This window comes from Actinokineospora sp., assembly GCF_050699995.1.
Taxonomy (GTDB): Bacteria; Actinomycetota; Actinomycetes; order Mycobacteriales; family Pseudonocardiaceae; genus Actinokineospora.
In genome coordinates this window covers 1-23,781 of record NZ_JBOHGC010000574.1, presented here as the reverse complement: position 1 = coordinate 23,781, position 23,781 = coordinate 1, and the positions used below count along the sequence as shown (strand labels likewise).

Annotated in this window: 21 protein-coding genes, 1 tRNA gene and 1 pseudogene; 21 read left to right on the top strand and 2 right to left on the bottom strand. The window is 69.8% G+C overall.

What is annotated here, in order from left to right:
- Positions 1-56: 56 nt before the first annotated feature.
- Positions 57-129, bottom strand: a tRNA-Gly gene (locus ACRDSQ_RS27995).
- Positions 130-416: 287 nt separating this feature from the next.
- Here ACRDSQ_RS27995 and ACRDSQ_RS27990 point away from each other — a divergent pair.
- The 12 genes from ACRDSQ_RS27990 to ACRDSQ_RS27935 all read left to right on the top strand — a co-directional run bounded on the left by ACRDSQ_RS27990 (position 417) and on the right by ACRDSQ_RS27935 (position 12,225).
- Complete coding sequence (locus ACRDSQ_RS27990) at positions 417-1,946, top strand: sigma-70 family RNA polymerase sigma factor (RefSeq protein ID WP_431425143.1); 1,530 nt, start codon at positions 417-419, stop codon at positions 1,944-1,946.
- Positions 1,947-2,100: 154 nt separating this feature from the next.
- Positions 2,101-2,538: a DUF983 domain-containing protein gene (locus ACRDSQ_RS27985; protein ID WP_431425141.1), complete on the top strand. Its 438-nt coding sequence runs from the start codon at positions 2,101-2,103 to the stop codon at positions 2,536-2,538.
- Between the two features lie 31 nt (positions 2,539-2,569).
- Positions 2,570-3,433, top strand: a complete 864-nt coding sequence (locus ACRDSQ_RS27980) for a DNA-formamidopyrimidine glycosylase family protein (protein ID WP_431425140.1) — start codon at positions 2,570-2,572, stop codon at positions 3,431-3,433.
- 38 nt (positions 3,434-3,471) lie between these two features.
- Complete coding sequence (locus ACRDSQ_RS27975) at positions 3,472-4,791, top strand: GAF domain-containing sensor histidine kinase (protein ID WP_431425138.1); 1,320 nt, start codon at positions 3,472-3,474, stop codon at positions 4,789-4,791.
- A 51-nt stretch (positions 4,792-4,842) separates the two neighbouring features.
- Positions 4,843-5,715 carry a S49 family peptidase gene (locus ACRDSQ_RS27970; RefSeq protein ID WP_431425136.1) on the top strand — a complete coding sequence of 291 codons (873 nt, stop codon included), beginning with the start codon at positions 4,843-4,845 and terminating at the stop codon, positions 5,713-5,715.
- 93 nt (positions 5,716-5,808) lie between these two features.
- The gene (locus ACRDSQ_RS27965; protein WP_431425145.1) at positions 5,809-6,633 is read left to right on the top strand and encodes a LytR/AlgR family response regulator transcription factor; all 825 of its coding nucleotides are present in this window, start codon (positions 5,809-5,811) and stop codon (positions 6,631-6,633) included.
- Entirely contained in the window at positions 6,630-7,037 is a 408-nt protein-coding gene (locus tag ACRDSQ_RS27960) for a hypothetical protein (RefSeq protein WP_431425135.1), read from the top strand. The genes ACRDSQ_RS27965 and ACRDSQ_RS27960 overlap by 4 nt, the downstream gene beginning before the upstream one ends.
- A 30-nt stretch (positions 7,038-7,067) precedes the next feature.
- The gene (locus ACRDSQ_RS27955; protein WP_431425133.1) at positions 7,068-8,858 is read left to right on the top strand and encodes a cation acetate symporter; all 1,791 of its coding nucleotides are present in this window, start codon (positions 7,068-7,070) and stop codon (positions 8,856-8,858) included.
- Positions 8,859-9,001: 143 nt separating this feature from the next.
- Positions 9,002-9,325, top strand: coding sequence for a DUF485 domain-containing protein (locus ACRDSQ_RS27950; protein ID WP_431425131.1), 324 nt, complete (start codon positions 9,002-9,004; stop codon positions 9,323-9,325).
- The gene (locus ACRDSQ_RS27945) at positions 9,322-10,908 is read left to right on the top strand and encodes a solute symporter family protein (protein ID WP_431425130.1); all 1,587 of its coding nucleotides are present in this window, start codon (positions 9,322-9,324) and stop codon (positions 10,906-10,908) included. The genes ACRDSQ_RS27950 and ACRDSQ_RS27945 overlap by 4 nt, the downstream gene beginning before the upstream one ends.
- Before the next feature lie 66 nt (positions 10,909-10,974).
- Positions 10,975-11,316, top strand: coding sequence for a rhodanese-like domain-containing protein (locus tag ACRDSQ_RS27940; protein WP_431425128.1), 342 nt, complete (start codon positions 10,975-10,977; stop codon positions 11,314-11,316).
- Positions 11,317-12,225 (top strand): DUF4328 domain-containing protein, encoded by a 909-nt coding sequence (locus ACRDSQ_RS27935; protein WP_431425127.1) that lies wholly within the window; start codon positions 11,317-11,319, stop codon positions 12,223-12,225.
- A 7-nt stretch (positions 12,226-12,232) separates the two neighbouring features.
- On the opposite strand, the gene ACRDSQ_RS27930 is transcribed toward ACRDSQ_RS27935, so the two are convergent.
- The gene (locus ACRDSQ_RS27930; protein WP_431425125.1) at positions 12,233-13,414 is read right to left on the bottom strand and encodes a cytochrome P450; all 1,182 of its coding nucleotides are present in this window, start codon (positions 13,412-13,414) and stop codon (positions 12,233-12,235) included.
- A gap of 26 nt (positions 13,415-13,440) precedes the next feature.
- Here ACRDSQ_RS27930 and ACRDSQ_RS27925 point away from each other — a divergent pair, with 26 nt between their 5' ends.
- The 9 genes and pseudogenes from ACRDSQ_RS27925 to ACRDSQ_RS27885 all read left to right on the top strand — a co-directional run bounded on the left by ACRDSQ_RS27925 (position 13,441) and on the right by ACRDSQ_RS27885 (position 23,726).
- Positions 13,441-14,157 (top strand): glycerophosphodiester phosphodiesterase, encoded by a 717-nt coding sequence (locus ACRDSQ_RS27925; protein ID WP_431425123.1) that lies wholly within the window; start codon positions 13,441-13,443, stop codon positions 14,155-14,157.
- A gap of 64 nt (positions 14,158-14,221) precedes the next feature.
- A complete protein-coding gene (locus ACRDSQ_RS27920; protein WP_431425122.1) occupies positions 14,222-15,178 on the top strand; it encodes a DUF5926 family protein in 957 nt (318 codons plus the stop codon).
- A complete protein-coding gene (locus ACRDSQ_RS27915; protein ID WP_431425121.1) occupies positions 15,175-15,516 on the top strand; it encodes a DUF952 domain-containing protein in 342 nt (113 codons plus the stop codon). The genes ACRDSQ_RS27920 and ACRDSQ_RS27915 overlap by 4 nt, the downstream gene beginning before the upstream one ends.
- Before the next feature lie 129 nt (positions 15,517-15,645).
- Positions 15,646-16,191, top strand: a pseudogene (locus tag ACRDSQ_RS27910) (SigE family RNA polymerase sigma factor).
- A complete protein-coding gene (locus ACRDSQ_RS27905) occupies positions 16,188-16,520 on the top strand; it encodes a hypothetical protein (protein ID WP_431425120.1) in 333 nt (110 codons plus the stop codon). The pseudogene ACRDSQ_RS27910 and the gene ACRDSQ_RS27905 overlap by 4 nt, the downstream one beginning before the upstream one ends.
- The gene (locus ACRDSQ_RS27900) at positions 16,517-16,720 is read left to right on the top strand and encodes a hypothetical protein (protein WP_431425119.1); all 204 of its coding nucleotides are present in this window, start codon (positions 16,517-16,519) and stop codon (positions 16,718-16,720) included. The genes ACRDSQ_RS27905 and ACRDSQ_RS27900 overlap by 4 nt, the downstream gene beginning before the upstream one ends.
- Before the next feature lie 66 nt (positions 16,721-16,786).
- Positions 16,787-16,999, top strand: coding sequence for a hypothetical protein (locus tag ACRDSQ_RS27895; protein ID WP_431425118.1), 213 nt, complete (start codon positions 16,787-16,789; stop codon positions 16,997-16,999).
- Between the two features lie 25 nt (positions 17,000-17,024).
- Complete coding sequence (locus ACRDSQ_RS27890) at positions 17,025-19,808, top strand: AAA family ATPase (protein WP_431425117.1); 2,784 nt, start codon at positions 17,025-17,027, stop codon at positions 19,806-19,808.
- A 162-nt stretch (positions 19,809-19,970) separates the two neighbouring features.
- Positions 19,971-23,726 (top strand): M28 family peptidase, encoded by a 3,756-nt coding sequence (locus tag ACRDSQ_RS27885; RefSeq protein ID WP_431425116.1) that lies wholly within the window; start codon positions 19,971-19,973, stop codon positions 23,724-23,726.
- Positions 23,727-23,781 lie beyond the last annotated feature (55 nt).

Here is a 23,781-nt window from a genome sequence, read left to right as displayed (position 1 = left end):
CTGTGAAGACAAGCGAAGAGGCCCGCATCCAGGGGATGCGGGCCGCTTCGGCTACGAGCGGACGACGAGATTCGAACTCGCGACCCTCACCTTGGCAAGGTGATGCGCTACCAGCTGCGCCACGTCCGCGTGGTGCTGGACCACTATATCGGATCGGCGGACAGGTGTGGACCGGCGGGTCGGTCCTAGGGGTGTCGTACCGACGTCCCCGCGTTTGGCGGCCATCGTTCACCCATTTAGCCGACGCTGGCTGAGGGGTTCCCATTAACGTTATTCACGTTTATCGACCGTAAGACAGCAGGATGTGGCATCTTGGCACACATTGTCACGGCGGCCAGGAGGAGGTACCGGGCCGGATGACCGGGATTCACCGGCCTGCGATCGGCGGGCGTCGCGATCAAGTCGAGGATCTGGACTTGTCACAAGACCACGCTCATGCCGAGGACCAAGCCCTCCTGCAACGCCTGCGTGCCGGTGAGGACGCCGCGTTCGGTGAGCTGTTCTCCCGCCACTGCGACGCCGTCCGCAGGCTCGCGCTCGGCCTCGCCGCCGACCGCGCCGAAGCCGAGGACCTCACCGCCGAAGCCTTCTTCCGAGTCCTGCAGGCCATCCGCCGCGGATCCGGCCCGACCGACAATGTGCGCGGCTACCTCCTGATCGTCGCCCGCCGCGTCGCCTGGGAGTGGAACGGCCGCAGGCGCGACGTGCCGATCTCCGACGAGGAGCTCAACCACCGCGTCGGCGCCGACCCGGACCGGACGAACCAGTCCACCGAGCGCAACCTGATCACCCGCGCCTTCACCAGCCTCCCGGAGCGCTGGCGCAGCGTGCTGTGGGAGGTCGAGGTCGAAGGCGCCCGCCCGGCGGTCGTCGCCGTCAACTTCGGCCTGAGCCCCAACGCCACCGCCGCCCTCGCCCGCCGCGCCCGACAGGGCCTGCGCGCCGCTTACCTGCAGGCCCACCTCGCGATCGACCGCGGGTCCACGGGCTGCCGGTCGGTCCTGGAGAAGCTCGGCGCGTACACCGCCGGGACGATCAAGGGCGTCGAGCGGCGCAAGGTCCGCGCCCACCTGGCCACCTGCCCGTCCTGTACGGCGATGTTCGCCGAGCTGCAGGACGTCTGCTCCGGGCTGCGCGCACACGCCGCCGTCCTCGCCGCCCCGGTCGCCGGGGTCGCGCTGTGGCAGCAGATGGGCACCGCGGCTTCCGCTGCCTCCTCGGCCGCGGGCTGGACCGTCAAGGGCCTGCTGGCCAACGCCAAGGTGCAGGTCGCCCTGGCCGCGTCGTCGGCCGCCGCGGTCGGCGCCTTCGGCTTCGTCATGGTCGCCATGGGCGGCTCGACGACCACCAACTCCGCCTTCGACGACCTCGACGGCCGCCCGCTGCCCGGCGTGGTCACCGAAGCGCCGGACGCCCCGCTGACGGTCCCGATGACCACCACGCCGCCCGCCGATCCGACCGACACCACCACCCGCGGCCCCAGGGCGCATGGGGTGCTGCCGGAGGAGGGCGCGCGCGGCGCCGCGCTGGACTCGAAGCCCGACGTCGCCGCGCCCGTGGCCGACACGAACGATGAGCAGGTCGCCGAGGGCACCGGCGTCACGCCGCGGATCGCCGTGACCGACTCGTCCGCGCCGGTGAGCGCGAACCTCGTCAAGCCGCCTACCTCGTCGGAGACCTTCGACAAGTCGCAGCCGATCGTCTACGAGCGCTCGACGTTCGAGCGCAAGTTCGCGCCGTACGAGGAGTACGACGTGTACGACGAGCGGACCACGACCACCCAGGTCAACGCGGCTGAGCAGACGACTTCGTGGACGAGTGAGACCAGGTACACCGTCTACCACACGCCGAGCGGTGAGCCCGACTACCGCATGATGATCACCAGCGAGCCCGCGCCAGAGGACACCGCGAGTCCCGAGCCCACGGTGTCGAAGCCCGCGCCCTGAGTTAGTTGATCACTGCTCGGCCCGGTGCGAGAATCGGTCAGGTGATTGCCCGCGGGATCGATTCACCCGTTGAGTCCACTGCCGACACGGTAACGTGTCTCTCGGTGTAGTGACTGAATGTGGTGGCCCGGTTACCAACGCCGAGAGGCAGGACATGACGCGCCAGGTTCGCGACGTGAACGGCAGGCTGTGGACGGTGCACGGCACGCTGGAATGGCGTACCCCGGCAACTGAGGACGACTTCGAGCACGACGTCGCCGCGGGGTACGTGCCGGGGATCGTGATGATCATCTTTATCGCCGTGCTGGGGATCGTGCTGGTCTCCTGGATGCCGGGCGACGTGGTCGTGCCCGGCTGGGTGATTCTGCTGCTGCTCCTGGTCGCGTTGTTCTTCCCGGTCCGCTGGGCGCTGCGCAGGCCATGGAAGCTCGTGGCCGAGACCGGCGACGACGGCGACGGCGAGCCGGTGGAGAAGTGGATCGGGACGGTCCGCGGCTACTTCACCGCCCGCGGCGAGATCGCCAAGGTGGCCAAGAGCATCACCCAGGACACCCAGCCCAGCTACGAGGGCGTGCTCAAACCTCAGGCATGACAGGACCGCGGTTACCGGCAAGACTGGTGCCGTGCCGGAACTGCCCGAGGTCGAGGCCCTAGCCCACCATCTGCGTGCGCACGCGGTCGGCCGCACGGTCGCCCGCGTCGACGTGGCGTCGCTGAGCGTCCTGAAGACCGTGAGCCCGTCGTGGACCGCGCTGCACGGCCGAGAGGTCACCGGGGCGAGCCGCTACGGCAAGTACCTCGATCTCGACTGCGACGGCCTGCACCTGGTCACCCACCTCGCCCGAGCGGGGTGGCTGCGCTGGGCGGACACGATGTCGGCCGCGCCGCCGCGCCCCGGCAAAGGCCCGCTGGCGCTGCGCGTGCACCTCGGCCCGCCGGGACAGGGGCCCGGGTTCGACCTCACCGAGGCGGGCACGAAGAAGGGCCTCGCGGTGTGGATCGTCGAGGACCCGCGGTCGATCGAGCAGATCTCGACCCTCGGGCCGGACGCCATGGCGCTGACCCGCGACGAGTTCGCCGACCTGCTCTCCGATCGCGGCGAGCGGCTGAAGACGGTCTTGACCAGCCAGCGGGTGATCGCGGGCATCGGCAACGCCTACTCCGACGAGATCATGCACGTGGCCAAGCTGTCGCCGTTCGCCACGCCCGCCCGGCTCGACGACGACGCCGTCGACACCCTGTACGCGGCGATGCGCTCGGTGCTCAGCGACGCCGTCGACCGCTCGGTCGGCCAGGACGCCGCCCGGCTCAAGGGCGAGAAGCGCTCCGGCCTGCGGGTTCACGCCAGAACCGGGCTGCCGTGCCCGGTGTGCGGGGACACCGTGCGGGAGGTCTCGTTCGCCGACAAGTCGTTCCAGTACTGCGCGACCTGCCAGACCGGCGGCAAGCCCCTCGCTGATCGCAGGATGTCCCGGCTGCTCAAGTAGCCTTGCCACACCTTCGGTGGAACAGGGAGCATTATCCGGTGGCCCAGCTGCTGACCGAGCGCGCGTTCGTCGGTGTGCTCGCGACGCTTCTCGTCCTCGGCCTGTTCGTGGTCCTGTGCCGACCCCGCAAGTCCGGCTCCGTGCACGACGCCGTCCTCGACGCGGTCCAGCGGCTGTCGAAGGCGGCGCCCGAGCTGCGCAACGGCCTCACCGAACAGGCCGCCGACGAGGCGACCAAACACCTCCTCGAGATGCTCAAGTGCGTCGCCATCGGCATCTCCGACGCCGAGGGCAGGCTGCTGTCCTGGGATGGCGCGGCCAACGAGCACTACGTGGACCTCGCCGAGCCGACGGTCGAAGCCGTCCGACGCAGCCAGCGCGCCCACATCCAGCACGAGAACCTGCAGTGCCGCCACCGCGGCAGCTGCCCGATGCGCACCGCGGTGATCGTGCCGCTGATCATCGACGGCCAGGTCGAGGGCGCCTTGATCGTCGTCGGGGGCGTCGACAGCAAGCGGCTGATCCGCGCGGCCGACGAGGTCGCCACCTTCCTGTGCATCCAGCTGGAACTGGCGAAGCTCGACGAGTCGAAGCAGCAGCTGGCCCGAGCCGAGATCCGGGCGCTGCGCGCGCAAATCTCGCCGCACTTCATCTACAACACGCTCAACACCATCTCCTCGCTGATCCGCACGGACCCGGAGCACGCCCGCGAACTGCTGCAGGACTTCGCCGACTTCACCCGCTACTCGTTCCGCTCGTCGGGCCTGTTCGCGACCCTGGCCGACGAGCTGAGCAACATCGACCGGTACCTGACCATCGAGTGCGCGCGCTACAAGGAGCGGCTCAACGTCCGCCTGCGGATCGCGCCCGAGGTGCAGTCGGTGGTGGTGCCGTTCCTGGTGCTGCAGCCGCTGGTGGAGAACGCGGTCCGGCATGGGATCGCGAAGAAGCCCGGGGGCGGGACCGTCAGCGTTTTCGCGCATGACAACGGGTCCGAGGCGTTGATCGTCATCGAGGACGACGGTGTCGGGATGGACGCCGACCGGTTGTTCGAAGATCTCCGGGACGCGCACAAGACCGGGTCGCATGTCGGTGTCGGGAACATCAACCAGCGGATGCGGCAGGTCTTCGGAGACGAGTACGCGCTGATGGTGGAGACGGCGCCGAACGCGGGGATGAAGATCACTCTGCGGGTGCCGAAGTATTTCCCTGGCGTGCGGCCGGATCTGCCGGACTTCAGTGAGGACTCCGAGGAGATGGATGGGCCTTCGGGGCCGCCGCATCCTCCGCATCCGCTGGTTCCGGTTCCGGTGGCTCCGCCTGGGGACAACCCGGCCGCTCGTGGAATCAACGGTTGATCAGTGCCGGTCGTCGAGCCGGTCTCAGGTTCCCGAACGTATCTTGGGCCTATGAGTGTGACCGACAGGCTGGCAGCCAAACTTCCGCGCATCGGTGATCGGGGTGACCGGTCGCCGGTCGTGTCCGTGATCAAGCTGCACGGGGTCATCACCCCCACCCCCTCTCCGCTGGCCCGCGGCACGATCAACATCAACACCGTCGAGTCGGCGCTGACCCGGGCCTTCGACCACGACCGGCTCTCCGCTGTCGCGCTCGCGATCAACTCGCCGGGTGGGGCGCCCACGCAGTCCGCGTTGGTCGCCGAGCGGATCCGGGAGCTCGCGGCCAAGAAGGGCGTCCCTGTTCTCGCCTTCTGCGAGGACGTCGCCGCCTCCGGCGGGTACTGGCTGGCCTGCGCGGGCGACGAGATCTTCGCGCACCGGTCGTCGCTGGTGGGGTCGATCGGGGTGGTGTCGGCCGGGTTCGGGCTCGCCGGGCTGTTGGAGCGCTTCGGCGTGGAGCGGCGGGTGCACACCGCGGGGACGCGCAAGGTGCGGCTCGACCCGTTCCAGCCGGAGAACCCGGACGACGTCGTCTGGCTCAAGAGCCTGCAGTCGCAGCTGCACGACCAGTTCGTCGGCTGGGTCAAAGAGCGGCGCGGCGACAAGCTCACTGGCGCGGAGGCGGACCTGTTCTCCGGTGAGGTGTGGACCGGTGGCAGGGCGCTGGAACTCGGCCTCGTCGACGGTGTCGGCTCGCTGCGCGGGGTCATCGCCGAGCGGTTCCCGGACGCGGAGATCTCCGTGGCCGAGCCGAAGCGGCCGCTGCTCGCCCGGCTGGGGATGGCGGGCTCGGTGATGTCGGGGATGTCAACGTCCGATCGGGTACTCGCCGCCATGGAAGCGATGGAAACCAAGGCTGTTTGGTCACGCTTCGGGTTGTAAAAGCGGGCTGAATCGAACGCTCGGTCACGGAAATTCACCCGGTGGGCTGGCCTGTGGATTGACCATGGACAGGTGGCCGACGCGGTAGGCAAGATGCTGCTCACAGTGAGTACAACAAACAACACCTCAGGGCTCGTCGTCCTGGCCGTCGACGACGAGCAAGACGGCATGGCCATGCTCGAGGAGCGCCTCGAGGGCAACCGGCACGTGCGGCGGATCCTCAAGGCGTTCGACGCCACCGAGGCGCTGCAGGTGCTCGCGGGCGACGACACGGAGCTGGCCGCCCGCAAGGAAGCAGGCATGCCGGTGGTCGACGCCGTGTTCGCCGACCTCGACATGCCCGGCCTCACCGGCATGGAGCTGGCCAAGCTCCTTGCCGGGTTCAAGCCCGCGCCCGTTCTGGTCTTCGTCACCGCGCACAGCCATGAGGCCGTCGCCGCGTTCGAGCTGGGCGCGGTCGACTACCTGCTCAAGCCCGCCGAGCAGCCGCGGATGAACAAGGCCATGGAGCGGGTGCTGGCCAAGATCCACCAGAACAGCGCCAACGGCTCCTCGGCCGCGGTACCCGAGACCCGCGACGACGAGGTGATCCCGGTGGAACTCGCGGGCACCACGAAGCTGGTGTCCCGGGCCACGGTCCGCTGGGTGGAGGCGCAAGGCGACTACGCGCGGCTCTACACCTCCGACGGCTCCCACTTGGTGCGCATCCCGCTGGCGCAGTTGGAGGAACGCTGGGAGAAAGCGGGCTTCGTCCGCATCCACCGTTCCTACCTGGTTCCGCTCGCGCTGATCACCGAGCTGCGCATGGGTGGCTCCGGCTACTCGGTCGTGATCGGCCACGAGGAGAAGATCCTCCCGGTCAGCCGCCGCCACACCCGTGAACTCAAAGGCCGCCTCGTGCGGGGCACCGGGCCGTGAGCAAGCACGCGGCCACCGGTCCCTCGGGCGGCGACCTCCCGACTCCCCGGCCCCGCCGCAAGCGAGTAGTCCTCGCGGATTCGCGCGCCCCGGTAACGGTTCTGCGCACGGTTACCGAACTCGAAGAGCAGACCAGTTGGGCCGAGGAAGTCGTCCGCGGCTTCATCCGCACCCAGTTCCGCACAGCCGTCGCACTCGCCCTGCTCGTGTTCCTGCTGTTCGGAAGCCTGCCGCTGCTGTTCTTCCTCATCCCCACGATGTCGCAGGTGAGCGTCGCGGGCGTCGCCCTGCCGTGGGTGCTGCTCGGAATCGCGCCCTTCCCCCTGCTGTTCGGCATCGGGTATTGGTACAACGTGCTAGCCGAACGGCACGAGCGCGACTTCGTCGACATGGTCGAGAAGTAGCGTTCCCGGACACGACAGAGACCGGTCGACTTGGAACTGAACGCCTGGGCGATGGCCGGGATCCTGCTCGTCGGCCTCGCCACGTTCTCCATCGGCTTCCGCAGTTCCCGCCTGGCCAACACCACCCAGGACTTCCTCGTCGCCCGCCGCACCGTGCGGTCGCGGCGCAACGCCGCGGCGATCTCCGGTGAGTACCTGTCGGCGGCGTCCTTCCTCGGTATCGCGGGCCTGGTGCTCAAGGACGGCGCCGACGCCCTCTGGTACCCGATCGGCTTCACCGCGGGCTACCTGCTGCTGATGCTGTTCGTCGCCGCGCCGCTGCGCCGGTCGGGGGCGTACACGCTCCCGGACTTCTGCGAGGCGCGGCTCGGGTCGGCCGGGATGCGCAAGCTCGCCGCCGTCTTCGTGATCTTCATCGGCATCCTGTACCTCGTCCCGCAGCTGCAGGGCGCCGGTCTGACGATCCACCAGATCCTGCCCAGCGCCCCGGTTTGGGTGGGCGCGGCGGTGGTCTCGGGTGTCGTGTTCGTGAACGTCTTCGGCGGCGGCATGCGCGCGATCACTGTCGTGCAGGCGTTCCAGTACTGGCTCAAGCTCTTCGCGATCGCCGCCCCGACCTTCGTGATGGTGGCGCTGTTCTTCGGCGACGGCGGCGTGCGCGGCGCCGGGGTGACCGGGCTGACCGATCCGCTGCCGCCGCGGTTCCCGACCGACGTGGTGATCACCGTCGAGACGCCCGTGGTCCTCACGGTCACCGAGCCGGTGACCCTCACCGCGACCGGCGGGCGGGTCGACGGCGCGCTCGGCGGCCGGGTCTACTGGGGTGCCGGGCAGCACACGGTGGGCGAGGGCACCGAGCTGCGCTTCACCGCCGGGTCCGCGGTTCCGGTGGTGCAGGGAGCGCCGCCGGACAACGGGTCCTGGCTGCGGCCGGTGTCCGGGACGGGCGACCTGTTCACCACGTATTCGCTGATCGTGGCCCTGTTCCTGGGGACGATGGGCCTGCCGCACGTCCTGGTGCGCTTCTACACCAACCCCGACGGCCGCGCCGCGCGCCGCACGACGCTGCACGTGCTCATGCTGCTCGGGCTGTTCTACCTGTTCCCGATCATGTTGGGCGCCCTGTCCCGACTGTACGTGCCCGAGCTGCTGGTCACGGGCCGGACGGACGCGGCGGTGCTCGCGCTGCCGATGAAGATCGCGCCTGGGCTGCTCGGCGAGATCCTGGGCGCGGTGACCGCGGCGGGTGCGTTCGCCGCTTTCCTGTCGACGTCGTCCGGGCTGGTGGTGAGCGTCGCCGGGGTGTTGTCGACCGACGTGTTCAGCGGCCGGGTGCGCGACTTCCGGGTCGCGACCGCGATCGCTGGTCTGGCTCCGCTCGCGCTGGCGGTCCTGCTTCGGCCGTCGGACATCACGCTGTCGGTCGGCCTGTCGTTCGCCCTGGCCGCGTCGACGTTCTGTCCGGTGCTGCTGCTCGGCATCTGGTGGCGCAAGATCACGTGGGTCGGCGCCGCCGCCGGGATGATCCTCGGGGGCGGCCTGGTGCTCGCCGCGCTCGTCACCAACATCATCAGCGGGTACACCGGTGGGTGGGCGCCCGCGTTCTTCCAGCAACCCGCATTGGTGACGGTGCCCGCGGCGTTCCTGGCGGTGCTGATCATGAGCAAGGCGACGCAGAGCCAGCTGCCGCTGGACGCCAACCGGATCCGGATGCGAATGCACGCGCCTGACCGGCTCGGATTCATCCGGGACCGCGACATCGCGCGGTTCGGGGCGGCGGAGGACCGGGCCCGGCTGGCCAATGGGCGACACCGACGCTGAGAGCGCCGGGAAATCACTGTAAACACCAATGGGTAGTCGGATCTTCACTCCTTCGAGTAATTGCCTGCTCGTGCGGGTAGTCGTGCGTGATCCGCCGTGGGAGTGTGCCCGCTACGGAGTCGATCACGTACGGAGGGTCACCGGTGACCAGTGCAGAAGAGACCGACTGGATACAGGTTCAGGAGAGTCCCGAGTTCGTCGAACTCAAGCGCAGACTCCGCCGTTTCGTCTTCCCGATGACCCTCGCGTTCCTCGGCTGGTACCTGCTCTACGTGGTGCTGGCCGACTACGCGCACGGGTTCATGTCGACCAAGGTCGTCGGCAACGTCAACGTGGGCCTGGTGTTCGGCCTGCTCCAGTTCGCCTCGACGTTCCTGATCACCTTCCTCTACGTGTGCCACGCCGACCGCAAGCTCGACCCCCTCGCCGAGGAGATTCGCGAAGGCCTCGAAGGTGACCGGCGATGAACTCCAACGCCCTGCTCAACGGCGGGATCTTCGCCGCGTTCGTCGCCGTGACGCTCGTCGTGGTGTTCCGCGCGAGCAAGAACACCCGCACGGCGTCGGACTACTACGCCGCGGGCCACGCCTTCACCGGACCGCAGAACGGCATCGCGATCTCCGGGGACTACCTCTCCGCCGCGTCGTTCCTCGGCATCGCCGGGGCGATCGCTCTCTACGGCTACGACGGCTTCCTCTACTCGATCGGGTTCCTCGTCGCCTGGCTGGTGGCGCTCCTGCTGGTCGCGGAACTGCTGCGCAACACCGGCAAGTACACGATGGGCGACGTCCTGAGCTACCGGATGCGCCAGCGCCCGGTGCGGGCGGCCGCGGCCACCTCCACCCTCGCGGTGTCGTTCTTCTACCTGCTCGCGCAGATGGCGGGCGCGGGCGGTCTGGTGGCCCTGCTGCTGGGCATCGAGAGCAAGGTCGGCCAATCGGTCGTGATCGCGATCGTGGGCGCGCTGATGATCCTCTACGTGCTCATCGGCGGCATGAAAGGCACGACCTGGGTGCAGATCATCAAGGCCGTCCTGCTGATCTCGGGCGCCGCCGTGATGACGGTGTGGGTGCTCGCGAAGTACGGCATGAACCTGTCAACCCTGCTCGGCGCGGCTGTGGACAACAGTCCCGTCGCGGGGGAGAAGGTGCTCGGGCCCGGGCTTCAGTACGGCGCCAGCGGCATCAGCAAGCTCGACTTCCTGTCGCTGGCGATCGCGCTGGTCCTCGGCACCGCGGGCCTGCCGCACATCCTGATGCGCTTCTACACCGTGCCCACGGCGAGGGAAGCCCGCCGGTCGGTGGTCTGGGCGATCGTCCTCATCGGCGTCTTCTACCTGTTCACCCTGGTCCTCGGCTACGGCGCCGCCGCGCTCGTCGGGCCGGAGGCGATCAGCAAGGCCCCAGGGAAGGTGAACTCCGCCGCGCCGCTGCTCGCCGAGGCGCTCGGCGGACCGATCCTGCTCGGCTTCATCGCCGCCGTCGCGTTCGCCACGATCCTGGCCGTCGTCGCCGGTCTGACGATCACCGCGTCGGCGTCGTTCGCGCACGACATCTACGCGAACGTGATCAAGCGCGGCGCGGCGGACGACAAGGACACGGAGGTCCGGGTCGCGCGAATCACCGCCGTGGTCATCGGCGCGGTCGCCATCGTCGGCGGCATCGTCGCCAACGGCCAGAACATCGCGTTCCTGGTGGCGCTCGCCTTCGCGGTCGCCGCGTCGGCGAACCTGCCCACGATCCTGTACTCGCTGTTCTGGAAGCGGTTCAACACCTCCGGCGCGCTGTGGAGCATCTACGGCGGGCTCGGCGTCTGCGTGACGCTGATCGTGTTCTCACCGGCCGTGTCGGGGAAGTCCACCTCGATGTTCCCGACCGCCGACTTCGACTACTTCCCGCTGGCCAACCCCGGGCTGGTGTCGATTCCGGTGTCGTTCTTCCTCGGCTGGCTCGGCACGGTTCTGTCGAAGGAGCGCAACGAGGCCAAGTTCGCGCAGATGGAGGTTCGGGCCCTGACCGGGATCGACTCGGAGAAAGCGACGGCGCACTGATACTGCCGAGGTCGGGTGAGCCTTCACGACCGTCCTACGGGTCGGCGTGGCAGCATCGTGGCTGTGATGCCTAACAACGTGCCCAGCGTGGATGTCCCGGAAATGCCCGTCGACCTGCCCGCCGACGTGACGCTCCTCGACGTGCGCGAAAAGGACGAGTGGGAGGCGGGCCACGCACCCGACTCGCTGCACATCCCCATGGGCGAGCTGATGGGCAGGCTCGACGAACTGCCCGTGGACAACGCGGTCTACGTGATCTGCCGCTCCGGCGTCCGGTCCGCGCGCGTCACCCAGTACCTCAACGCCAACGGTTGGGACGCCACCAACGTCGACGGCGGCATGCACGCGTGGGCGCACTACCGAAGGCCCATGGCGTGCGTGTCCGGCCAGGAGCCCGAGGTCATCTAGATGCAGTACCCACCGCCGCGACGGATGCCGATGGACTGGGTGGCGACCCCGCCACCCGGCCCCCCGGCGCCCGCACCGCCGCGCCGGTTCACCCGCTACACCGGCCCGCCGTCCTACCGAACGCCGCCGCGCTGGGGTTTCCCCGCGCTGGCCTGGCGCTGGCCGACGGCCGTCCCCACGGGAACCGAGGCCACCCCGGTCGCCGAGCGGCTCCGCGTTCGGGCGCGGTTCGCGGTGGTGATGCTGACGATGCCGGCGGTCTTCGCCGTGCTCACGGCCGCCGCCGAGATTTGGCGCTATGTGTTGTTGGTGGAGGCCCGGACCAGCGCGTTGCGCAGCGGCACGGTCGCCTTGTCCGACAGCCTGGTGATCACCGGCGCGTACTTGACGCTGTTCGTGGGCGCGGCGGCGATGGCGGCGACCCTGTGGTGGCTGGCGCCCGCGAGGCAGGCCGCCGCTAAGGTCTCGGGCTACGAGTCGGCCCGACCCGCCGCCCACGTGGTGCTCGCCCTGCTGGTTCCCGGCCTGAACCTCGCGGTCCCCGGTGCCGTCGCCGCCGAACTCGAACACGCGGCGTTGCGCAGACCCGCGGACGAACGGCCTTCACCGAGCAAACTGGTCCGCTGGTGGTGGGCCACCTTGTGCGTCAGCGGAGTGCTGTTCGCCGCGACCCTGCTGTGGCGGCTGCGCGATGGCGTCCAGGCGTTGGCGGACGGCGTGCTGCTGACGGCGGCGACCGATGTGGCGGCGGCGGTGTTCGCCGGGATGACCGTGGCGCTCGTGGTCAGGCTTTCGGCGTTGCTCGCCCCGATCGACCCCGCGTCGGCACGGCTGATGCGGGTGGTCCGGATGGAGGGCGCCCCCGCCCCGCCATTGCGGACCTCACGACTGCCGGGGTCGACGCGTTAGGCGCCACTCAACTTACGAGCAGCGACTGAAGCCCCCGGATCACGAACTCGGGCCGCCGAACCACCGGACCGGCGAGTTCAAGATCCGGCAGCCGCCGCCGCAGCGCACCCAAGGCGGCGGCGATCTCCACCTTCGCCAGCGGAGCCCCCACGCAGTAGTGGATCCCCGCTCCGAATCCGAGGTGCGGGTTCGGGGACCGTCCCACATCAAACCGGTCCGGCGAGGGGAACACCGCTGGATCCCGCGCCGCCGCACCCAGCAGCGCGGCGATCTTCTGCCCAGGTTCGACCACGTATCCAGCGACCTCGACGCGCTCCGTCGCGGTCCGCTCGAAGAGCTGCAGCGGCGCGTCGAAGCGGATCATCTCGTCGACCGCCGGGGGCACCAGACTGGGATCGGCGACGACCCGGTCCCACTGGTCTCGGTGCGTCAGCAGCGCGAACACCCCGTTGCCGATCACGTTGACCGTCGCCTCATGCCCCGCCATCAGCAGCAGGATCGCGGTCGCCACCAACTCGTCCTGGCTGAGCCGGTCGCCACCATCGCGGACCGATACGAGATCGCTGACCAGGTCGTCGCCGGGATGCCGGGTCCGTTCGTCGGCCAGCACACGCAGGTAGTCGACGAACTCCTGGGCGGCCGTCTCCGCCGCGCGGGTCTGCTCCTCCGACAACCCGTACTCGTACATCTTCACGATCGCGTTCGACCACGGCCCCAACAGCGCTCGGTCGGCGGTGGGCACGCCGAGGAGCTCGCCGATGACCTCGATCGGCAGGGGAGCCGCCACGTGCGTGAGGAGATCGGCGGACCCGTCGGCTTCGATGTGGGCAGCCAGGTCCGCCACCATGCGGTCGGCGAGGTCTTCGACCCACGGCCGCAGCCGCTCGGTGTGTCCACGGGCGAACGCCGTGGAGATGAGCCTGCGCAGCCGGGTGTGGGTCGGGGGTTCGTTCTCCAGCAGCGAATTCCGGTGCACCAGGTTGAACGCGGTGAACGCCTCGGCGGGCGCCGCGTCCGTCCACAGTCGACCGAGTGACCGTTCGCGCAGGACGGTCGAGCACGCCGCGTGCGAGAGCGCGACCGCCATGCCGAGGCCGTCGTGCCACCGCACCGGCGACTGGGCGCGCAGTTCGGCGAACGCCGGGTAGGGGTCGGCGACGAAGGCGGGGTCGCTCGGGTCGAACGTCATGCCGCCACGGTGGCATGATCCCTCGCGTGCAGCTAGTCGCTCACCGGGGCGCGTCGGCCCTCCGGCCCGAACACACCCTTGCCGCGTTCGAACTCGCCCTGGAACAGGGGGCCGACGCGCTGGAGTGCGATGTCCGGCTCACCAACGACGGGCACCTCGTCTGCGTGCACGACCGGACCGTGAACCGCACCACCGGCAGCACCGGCGTGGTCAGCGAACTCACCCTCGCGCAGCTGTCGGAACTCGACTTCGGCGGCGAGCGCGGTGTCGTCACGCTGCGGACGCTCCTCGAGTTGGCCCTCGACCACAAAGCGGGCCTGTTCATCGAGACCAAGCACCCCGTGCGGTTCGCGGGCCGGGTCGAGTCGACGCTCGTCGCCCTGCTCGAAGAGCACGGGCTCACGGAGCAGACGAACGGCTTGTCCGTGGTGATGATGTCGTTCTCCACCCGGGCCGTGCGGCGGGTCCGGGCGCTCGCCCCGAGCGTGCCCACGGTCCTGCTGATCGACCGCATGTGGCCGTGGCTGCGGGCGGGCGCGCAGCCCTCGTTCGCCGACTACACCGGCCCCGGCCTGTCCCTGCTCCGCGCCGACCCCGGCTACGTCGCCCGGGCCGCCGCGGCCGGTCACGGCACCTATGTCTGGACCGTGGACGACCCCGAGGACATCCGCTTCTGCCGTGACATCGGCGTGCGGTGGCTGGCCACCAACGACCCGGCGGCCGCCCGCACCGCCCTGGCCTGACCGGTGTGCGGACGGTTGGGTAGCGTCCTGCGCATCAATTGACCGGCCGGCAAGGAGTTCGACGATGTCCAGGCGTTCCGCGGTGAAGAACACCCGCAAGGTCAAGGCGGAGGACTCATCGGGCATCAACCCGCGCCAGCCCTGCCCCTGTGGTTCCGGCAAGCGCTACAAGGCCTGTCACGGTCTGGCGGGCGGCGTCGTCGACGTTCCGGTCGCCCGGCCGTTCGAGGGGCTCGCGGGTGAGACCGAGCTGATCGCGCTGCGCGAGTTCGTCCCGTCCGGCACGGCGAAGCTGACGCTCAAGGACGGCGGGCGCGAGGTCACCCTGGCGACCGTGCTGCCGATGGCGGCCGCCGCGCTGGTCCGCGCCGACGACGTCGCGTTCGTCGGGCTGCAGGTGCAGACCCGCTCCAACGACATCAGCCGCGACCTGGCCCGCGCCCTGCGCTGGGTGCTCGACGCCAAGCCCGGCGACGTGCTGCCGGTCGTCGGCCCGGAGACCGAGGCCGTCGAGGACCGCGAGCGGCTGCAGGACCTGGTCGACCCGGAGGCCGCGTTCGAGCCGCAGGTGCACTCCGACTTCACCTGGTGGATGCCCGAGGGCACCGAGCCCACCAGTGAGGTGGCGCTGTCGCTGGAGCGCGCCAACAGCGCGATCCTGCCGACCGAGCGCATCGGCCCGTCGGCCTACTGGGTCGACGCGGGGGAGAAGGCGCACCTGCGCTGGGTCCGCCCCGAGCCGGAGGAGCAGCTGCTGGCCGCCATGGCCCGCCTCGCCGCGCGCGGTGAGCTCACCCTCGGCGAAGGCTCGCGCTACGCGGGATCGTTCCGCGCGCACGGCCTGCTCGTCCCGGTCTGGGACTTGGACCGCGAGCTGCACGCACGCGAGTGGGCCGCAGGCGCCGAGGACTTGGGCAAGCGCCTCGACGCCGCGCTGGCCTCCCTCGAGTCCGAGCCGCTGACGGTGCCCGAGCGCCGTTCGCGCGACGGCCTGCTCGGCAGGCAGATCACCATCCGTTGATCCTGCACATCTGCCCTCGCGACTCCTGGCCCGCCGCCGAGATCACGGCGGCGAGCCTGGAGTCCGAGGGCTTCCTGCACTGCTCCGACCCGGGCACGGTCCATCTACCGGCGAACCGGCTCTTCGCGGGTCGGACCGACCTGGTGCTGCTGGAGATCGACCCGGCGCTGGTCGGGGTGCCGGTGCGGTGGGAGCCCGGTGTGCCCGTGATCGAGAACGGGCCGTGGTTCCCGCACGTGTACGGCCCAATCCCGGCGAAAGCCGTGGTCGCGGTCCACGATTTCGTGCCCGGACCGAACGGTGAGTTCGAACTTCCGGAGACGCTCGCCAATCGCTAGGTCCCGCTTGGATCACCCGGACCGAAGAACTGTCCCGCGAAGGCAACCCGTGGGCTCCCGAGTGCGTGGTCATTGAGAACACGCACTGAGGGGAGGGGTTCACCGATGGCTACTATTTCCCCTGAATTGATGGGGGGCGCCGCGTGGTTCAGTGGCGTCGACTGGGGGAAAGGCACGGCGACGGTGGACGACTTCGCCGAATTCGTCGGCGCAGCCATGCCGGGACTGCTCCGGTATGGGCACGCGCTGACCGGCAACCCGCACGACGCGGCGGATCTTGTCCAGGGCGTCCTGGAGTAGATCGGGTCGCGGTGGAGCGTGGTGGTGCGCAAGACAGGGGACCCACTGGCCTACACCCGGCGGGCGATGGCGAACGCGCACATCAGCCGCTGGCGGCGGTCGAGGCGCGAGAGCCTGGTGTCCGACATCCCCGACACGGCGGTGACCCGCGAACGCTATGCGTTCGAGGATGAACCGCTCTGGCACGCGTTGCGTGACCTCCCGCCCCGGCAGCGCGCGGTGGTCGTGCTGCGGTATTACGAAGGACTGTCCGAGATCGAGATCGCCCAGACCCTCGGCGTCAGCCAGGGCACGGTGAAGAGCCAGGCCAGCAAGGCGATGGCCACGCTGCGCACGAAACTCGCCGCGACAGTCGAAGGCAGGTACCAGTCGTGAACCTCGATGACGAACTCCAGCGGCTCTTCGCTGACGAGCGCCTCGACGTCCCCGTCCGCCCCGGCGCCACGGAGGCCGTCGTGGCGGGTGCGCGGCGGGTCCGCAGGCGTCGGGTCGCGACGGCCGCGGTCGGTGGCGCGGCCGCGCTGAGTCTGTTGGCGGGCACCGCGATCGTGCTGGCGAAGCCTGGCCCCACCCAGTCGGCGCCCGGGTCGGACGCCTCGATCAGCGCGACGGTCGTGACCACGACCAAGCGAAAGACGAGCAGGCGCCCACCTCGGTCAACGCCTCGGGCAACAGCGGCGCGCGCACCGGATCGGTGTCGGTGAAGCCGACGACCACCACGCCGTCGACCGCGCAACCGGAGAACGGTATCGACAGGACCATGCCGTTCGGCCCCGACGGGTACCTGGACCTGCGGCTCGGCATGACCGCCGAGGAGGCTGAGGCGACCGGGCTGATCACGCCGAACGTGCAGCCGACCTCGTCCAAGGGCTGCAAGGGTTACGACTACAAGGGCGCGCCCTAGGAGGCGGCCCGCTACGCGGTCGTCATCTCGCCCAAGTACGGCTTGGTCCGCCTCGCCAACGGACCCGTGCGGCCGCTGACCGCGGAGTCGCTCATGGTCGGGTCCGCCGAAGGCGACATGAAGAAGGCCTACCCGATCTCGGCGGGCAGCCATGGCGCTGTCGGCGAATGGGTCACGCAGGTCCCCGGGCACGCGGACAAGCGGTACTGGTTCCTCGTCCGCGACGGCAAGGTCTCGGAGATGCGCTTGGAACTCGCGGTTCAGGACTGCTACTCCTGATTGTGAGCAGTACTCGCATCCCTTGATGCACATATGCGCACATCTGTACTGTGTCGACGCTTCCGCCCAGCGAAGAGTGAGACGGGACGTCGACCCTGTGACCCGAACGCTTCGATCCGCGAGACCGCCCGGCCGACCGCCGGTCGGCCGGGACGAGCTGCTGGTGATCCTCGAAGCGTGTCTCGCCGCCGGTGACAGCCTGCTGCTCGACGGGCCGCCCGGCATCGGCAAGTCCACGCTGCTCGACGCGCTGGCCGCCGCGGCGCGGGCGCGGGGTGAGCTGGTGCTCCGCGCGTCGGGCGCGGAATCGGAGCGGTCGATGGTCTACCAGGGCCTGGCCGACCTGCTCGGCCAAGTGCCCGACGCCTGCTTTGCCCGACTGACCAGCCAACACCGGCTCGCGCTGCGAGCAGTGCTGCGTGGGAAGCGGGCAGGCGGCGACACCAGGGCGATCCGGCGGCTCGGCTGGCACGCGCTGCTCACCCACTGCGCCGCGCGGACCCCGGTGCTGCTGCTCATCGACGACGCACACTGGCTCGACGCGGCCACCATCGACGTCTTCGCCTATGCCGCCCGCAGGCTCGACGGGCACCCGGTGCGGATCGTCCTCGCGGGCCGGGGCTCCCAGGCGGGCTATCGGCCGGACACCCTCGTCCCGCCGCCGATCACCGAGGCGACGGTGCCGCCGCTGACCGCCGACGACCTCGCCGAACTTCTCGACCCACACGGCCTCCCGGCGCGCGCCGCCGCGAGGATCCACGCGGACTCCGCGGGCAATCCCCACCTCGCGCTGGCACTGGCCGCCGAGCGCGGCGCGCCGCGACTGCGGGCGTTGACCGAGGACAAGCTGCGTGGGGTGTCCGACCAGGTCCGCGAGACGCTGTTGGTCTGCGCGCTGGCCGTGGGCCCGTCGATGCGGCTGCTGTTGCGGGCGGGCCGCGACGAAGCCGAGGCCGACATCGCCGCCGCGGTCGAAGCCGGGCTCCTGGTGTCCGACGGCGAGCACCTCCGCTTCACCCCGCCCGACGCGGCGACCGTGGTGGCCCAGAGCGTTTCCGCCGCGCACCGGACCCGGGTCCATCTCGACCTCGCCGATGTCGTCACCTTCGGCGCCGAAGCCGAGCGGCATCGCGCGCTCGCCGGCGCCGGTCCCGACGCGGAAGCCACGGTGTCACTGGTGGCGGCGGCCGAGGCGGCGTTGCGGCGCGGCGCCCGTGATCTGGCCGCCGAGCTGTACCTGCTTGCCGCCGACCGCTCCCCGCCGGAACTGGAAGGACCGCGGGTCGACTGGCTGGTGGCCGCCGCCGAGGTCGGCGCCGCGGCAGGCGTGGCGGAGATCGTGCACCGGGCTGTCGAGGGCGTACTCGGTGCGGAAACCAAACCGGCGCAACGGTTTCGGGCGCGAATCGCGCTGATGTGCCTGGCTGGGCAGGGAGTGGCGCTGCTGGAGGAGACCGCGGCCGCCGCGCTCGCCGACGCTGAGGGCGACCCGGCGGCAACGGCCTTCCTCTATCTCTGGCGTTCGTGGGCGTCGATGCTCCGCGGGTCACCCCGCGCGGCCGACGCCGACGCCGCCATTGCCATCGAGCACGCGCGAGCCGCCGGGGCGAGAGACACCGAGGCGATGGCCTGCGCCGTCCGCGCCCAGACGCGGAACCTGTTGGGGCACAAGGATTACCTGACATTCCTCGACTGCGGTCTGGCGTTGGCCGCGCCCGCCGTCGACGGGTACCGGCACCTCGGGCCGCGCTACGCCGCGGCCCGGTTCGCCACCTTCGACGACCGGCTCGACGAGGCCCGTGAGGACCTGCTGCGGATGCTGGCGACATTGGAGCGCGGCGCCGCCGAGGAACTCGTCGCGGTGCTGTGCGCGCTCGCCGAGGTCGCCGCCAAACTCGGCCGCTGCCGGGAATCACTTGACTTCGCGAATCGCGCGATTCGAATCAGCGGTGAAGCGGGACTGAGTCCGGGCCCGGTCTGGCACGCGGGCGCGACAGCCGAACTGGCGGGCGGCAGCCTCATTCGCGCGCGGTCTTACGCCGAACGCGGAATCGTCGCCTGCAGGCAGGACTCCGATGTGCTCTTCGAGCGCAGATTTCTCCCCCTTTTGGCCCAGGTCACATTGCGGTGCGGCGAAATAGCGGGTGGCGTCGACGTTCTCCGGCGTATCCAGGAATTGGAACGCGCGCACGGCTGGGACGACCCGACGACGCTGCGCAGGCACGGCGACATGGTCGCCGGGCTCATCGCCCTGGGCGAGCCAGAGGAGGCCGATGAGCTGATCTCGTCGGTCCGGCAGACGATCGCCGCGCGCCCGCACGGCCCCGGTGTGGCCGCGACCCTCGACCGGGCGGAGGCCGCGGTGCGGGCGGCGCAAGGCGACTACCCGACCGCGATGAACCTGCTGACCAGCGCGAAGACGACATTCGCCGTGCTGCGCCAGCCCATCGAGCACGGCCAATGCCTGCTCGTGGAGGCCAAGGTCGAACGCAGGCGCAGGCACTACACGGCCGCGCGCGTCGCCGCCGAGGCCGCACTGGAGCTGTTCACCGCGGCGGGCGCGAACCCGTGGATCGCTGAGTCGCACGCTCTGCTCGTCCGGCTCGCCGAGGTCGGCGACACGGGCGGCGCGCTCACCGCGTCCGAGGCGCGGATCGCGGCGATGGCGGGCGAGGGCGCGACGAACCAGGAGATCGCCGACCAGCTCTTTCTGAGTCGCAAAACGGTGGAAGCGACACTCACGCGCATCTACCGGAAACTGGGAATTCGGTCCCGGGCACAGCTGATCAGGCATATCCACGTTCACTGAACGGCAAATGGGAATCGGGCAAGGGTTTCCCCGGCATCCCTGTCCCGACGGCTGTCAATAGCTTCGCTCAAGGTGGGCTCGGTCACGCGAGGGAAAACACGAGACCGGTCTGCCGACCCTGCACACCTGATCACCCGGCACACCGGGTTAAAGGAGTTAGTCGTGAGACGAAGCATGTCGACAGCGCTCCTGGCGGCCGCCGTGGCCGCCGGGGCGCTGGTCGTTTCCCTGCCCGCGGGGGCCGCGCCGCCGCAGAGCCTGGCACAGCAGGCCCAAGCCGCCGCTGTCTCGGCCGCCGACGCGCATGTCGCGGCGAACCGCGCGCGGTTCCACGCGACCAACGACGACGAGATCCGCCAGGTCGGTGTGACGGCCGCCCAGAACGGCCTCAACTACATCGCCTACGAGCGCAAGCACCGGGGCCTCCCGGTCGTCGGCGGCGACTTCGTCGTCGTGACCAACGCGGGCGCGAACGTCGTCAGCTCCAGCGTCGCGCAGGAGCGCCCACTCAACGTCGCCGTCGCACCGCGGATCACCGTGGAAGCCGCGCGCGCCACCGCCAAGCGGCACCTGCCGCGGGTCGAGAGCGAGAAGGACGCGCGCCTGGTCGTGCTGGCCTGGGGCACGCCGAAGCTGGCGTGGGAGATCGTGCTGAGCGGCCACACCGCCACCGACCCGAGCGTGCTGCACGTCTTCGTCGACGCAGCCACCGGCTACGTCATCGACGAGTACGACGAGGTCAGGGCTGGCGACGGCAACGGCCACCACTACGGCAACGTCACCGTCGACACCTCGGGCTCCGGGTCGTCGTACTCGATGACCGACCCCAACCGCCCGGGCATCACCTGCAAGCCGTACCAGGGCTCCACCTACACCGGCCCCGACAACAGCTGGGGCAACGGCGGCGCCGCCGACGGCGAGAGCGCCTGCGTCGACGTCATGTACGGCGTGCAGAAGCAGTGGGGAATGCTGTCGGAGTGGCTGGGCCGCAACGGCATCGACGGCCAGGGCCGCGGCTTCCAGGCCGAGGTCAAGCTGGGCGCGGTCAACGCCTACTGGACCGGCAGCGGCACCCAGTTCGGCAACAACAGCGCGAACACCAAGCAGCTCACCGTGATGGATGTCGTCGGCCACGAGTACGGCCACGGCATCTTCCAGACCACCCCGGGCGGATCCGGTTCGGGCAACGAGATGGGCGGGCTCAACGAGTCCACCGGCGACATCTTCGGCGCGATGCTGGAGCAGTACGTCAACCACCCCAATGACGCGCCCGACTACCTGGTCGGCGAGATGGTCAACGTCAGCGGCAACGGCCCGATCCGCAACATGTACGACCCGTCGCAGAAGAACCACCCGAACTGCTACTCGTCGTCGATCCCGAACACCGCGGTGCACGCGGCGGCCGGTCCGCAGAACCACTGGTTCTACCTGCTGGCCGAGGGTTCCGCCCCGGCGGGCAAGCCCGCCAGCCCGATCTGCTCCGGCGGTCCGGCCTCGGTCACCGGCATCGGCATCCAGAACGCGGGCAAGATCTTCTACAACGGTCTGCTCGCGAAGACCTCGTCGTGGACCAACGCCAAGGCGCGCGTCGCGACACTGAACGCCGCGAAGAACCTGTGGCCCAACGACTGCACCAACTTCAACACGACCAAGGCCGCGTGGTTGGCGGTCTCGGTTCCGGCGCAGACCGGTGAGCCGACTTGCACGGGCACCCCGAGCAACGACTTCTCGATCAGCGCCTCGCCCACCTCGGGCGCCATCCCGGCTGGCGGCGGCTCGGTGACCAGCACGATCGGCACCGCCACCACTTCGGGCAGCGCGCAGACGGTCAACTTCTCCGCCTCGGGCCTGCCTTCCGGCGTGACCGCGGCGTTCAGCCCGGCCTCGGTGACTTCCGGCTCCTCGTCGACGCTGACGTTGACGTCGACCTCGGCCGCGGCGGCGGGCACGTACAACGTGACGATCACCGGCGCGGGCGCGGTCAGCCGGACGGCGACGTTCGCGCTGACCATCGGCTCGGGCGGCCCGGGCGGCACCTGCTCGGGCACGAACGACACCGATGTCAACATCCCGGACAACACCACGGTGGAAAGCTCGATCACCATTTCCGGCTGCTCGGGCAACGCCTCGGCGTCGAGCACGGTCCCCGTGGACATCACGCACACGTGGCGCGGTGACCTGGTCGTCGACCTCGTCGCCCCGGACGGCACGGCCTACCGGTTGAAGAACTCCAGCTCCAACGACAGCGCCGACGACGTGAAGCAGACCTTCACCGTCAACCTGTCGAGCGAGACGGCGAACGGCACCTGGAAGCTGCGGGCGCAGGACGTCGCGTCCCAGGACACCGGCCGGATCAACACCTGGTCGCTGACCCTGGGCACCGGCACGCCGACCAACGAGTTCTCCATGGCGGTCTCGCCCACCTCGGGCAGCGTGGCGGCGGGCGCTTCGGCGACCACCACGGTCTCCACGACCACCACCAGCGGCAGCGCGCAGAACGTCTCGCTCGTCGCGTCGGGCCTGCCCACCGGTGTGACCGCGAGCTTCAGCCCGCAAACGGTCACCTCAGGCAACTCGTCCACCCTCACGCTGGCCACCACGGCCGCCGCGGCGGCGGGCACGTACCCGATCACCATCACCGGCACGGGCTCGGTCACCAAGACCGCGTCGTACTCGCTGACGGTCACGGGCACCACGCCGACGCCGGGTATCCCCGACATCGACATCACGAAGGTCGAGGCGCACCTCACCCAGTTCCAGCAGATCGCCACCAACAACGGCGGCAACCGCCGCTCGACCAGTGCGGGCTACCGCGCTTCGGTGGCGTATGTGAAGGGCAAGCTGGAGGCGGCCGGCTACACGGTCACCGAGCAGACCTGCACCTCGGGCTGCACCAGCGGGTCGGGCAACAACCTGATCGCCGAGTGGCCGAAGGGTGACGCGAACACCGTCTACATGTTCGGCGCGCACCTCGACGGCGTCTCGGCCGGTCCGGGCATCAACGACAACGGCTCGGGCTCGGCGGCTCTGCTGGAGACCGCTCTCGTGCTGGCGGAGAAGAACCCGACCATGACCAACCGGGTCCGCTTCGGCTGGTGGACCGACGAAGAGCAGGGCCTCAACGGCTCGGAGTTCTACGTCAACAACCTCGGGTCGACGGAGAAGGCGAAGATCAAGGCCTACTACAACTTCGACATGGTCGCGTCGAAGAACGGTGGCTACTTCATCAACAACCTGAACTCCACCGCGTCCGCCCCGATGAAGGCGTACTACGACTCGCTCAACCTGCAGCCGGAGGAGAACACCGAAGGCCAGGGCCGCTCGGACGACTACTCGTTCCAGCAGGGCGGAATCCCCACCTCGGGCTACGCCATGGGCGCCAGCGCCCGCAAGACGTCGGCGCAGGCCACCAAGTGGGGCGGCACCTCGGGTGCGGCTTATGACGCTTGCTACCACCAGTCATGCGACACCACGAGCAACATCAGCAACACGCACCTGAACCGTGCGGCTGACGGTATCGCGTACACGGTGTGGAAGCAGGCCGTCAGCGGCACCACCACGCCGCCGCCCCCGGGCTGCACCGGCAGCAACACCACGCCGGTCACCATCGCCGACAACACCACGGTGGAAAGCTCGATCGTGATCTCCGGCTGCTCGTCGACCCCCTCGGCGACCGCCACGATCCCGGTCGACATCTCCCACACGTGGCGCGGCGACCTGGTGATCGACCTGGTCGCACCTGATGGCACGACGTTCAGGCTGAAGAACTCCAGCTCGAACGACAGCGCGGACGACGTGAAGCAGACCTTCACCGTCAACCTGTCGGGAGAAGCGGCGAACGGCACCTGGAAACTGCGCGTGCAGGACATCGCGGCCAACGACACCGGCCGCATCAACAACTGGTCATTGAATCTGTGACATGGCGCTGTGACATGGCGCTGTGACATGGCGCCGCCTTCGGCGGCGCGGCTCG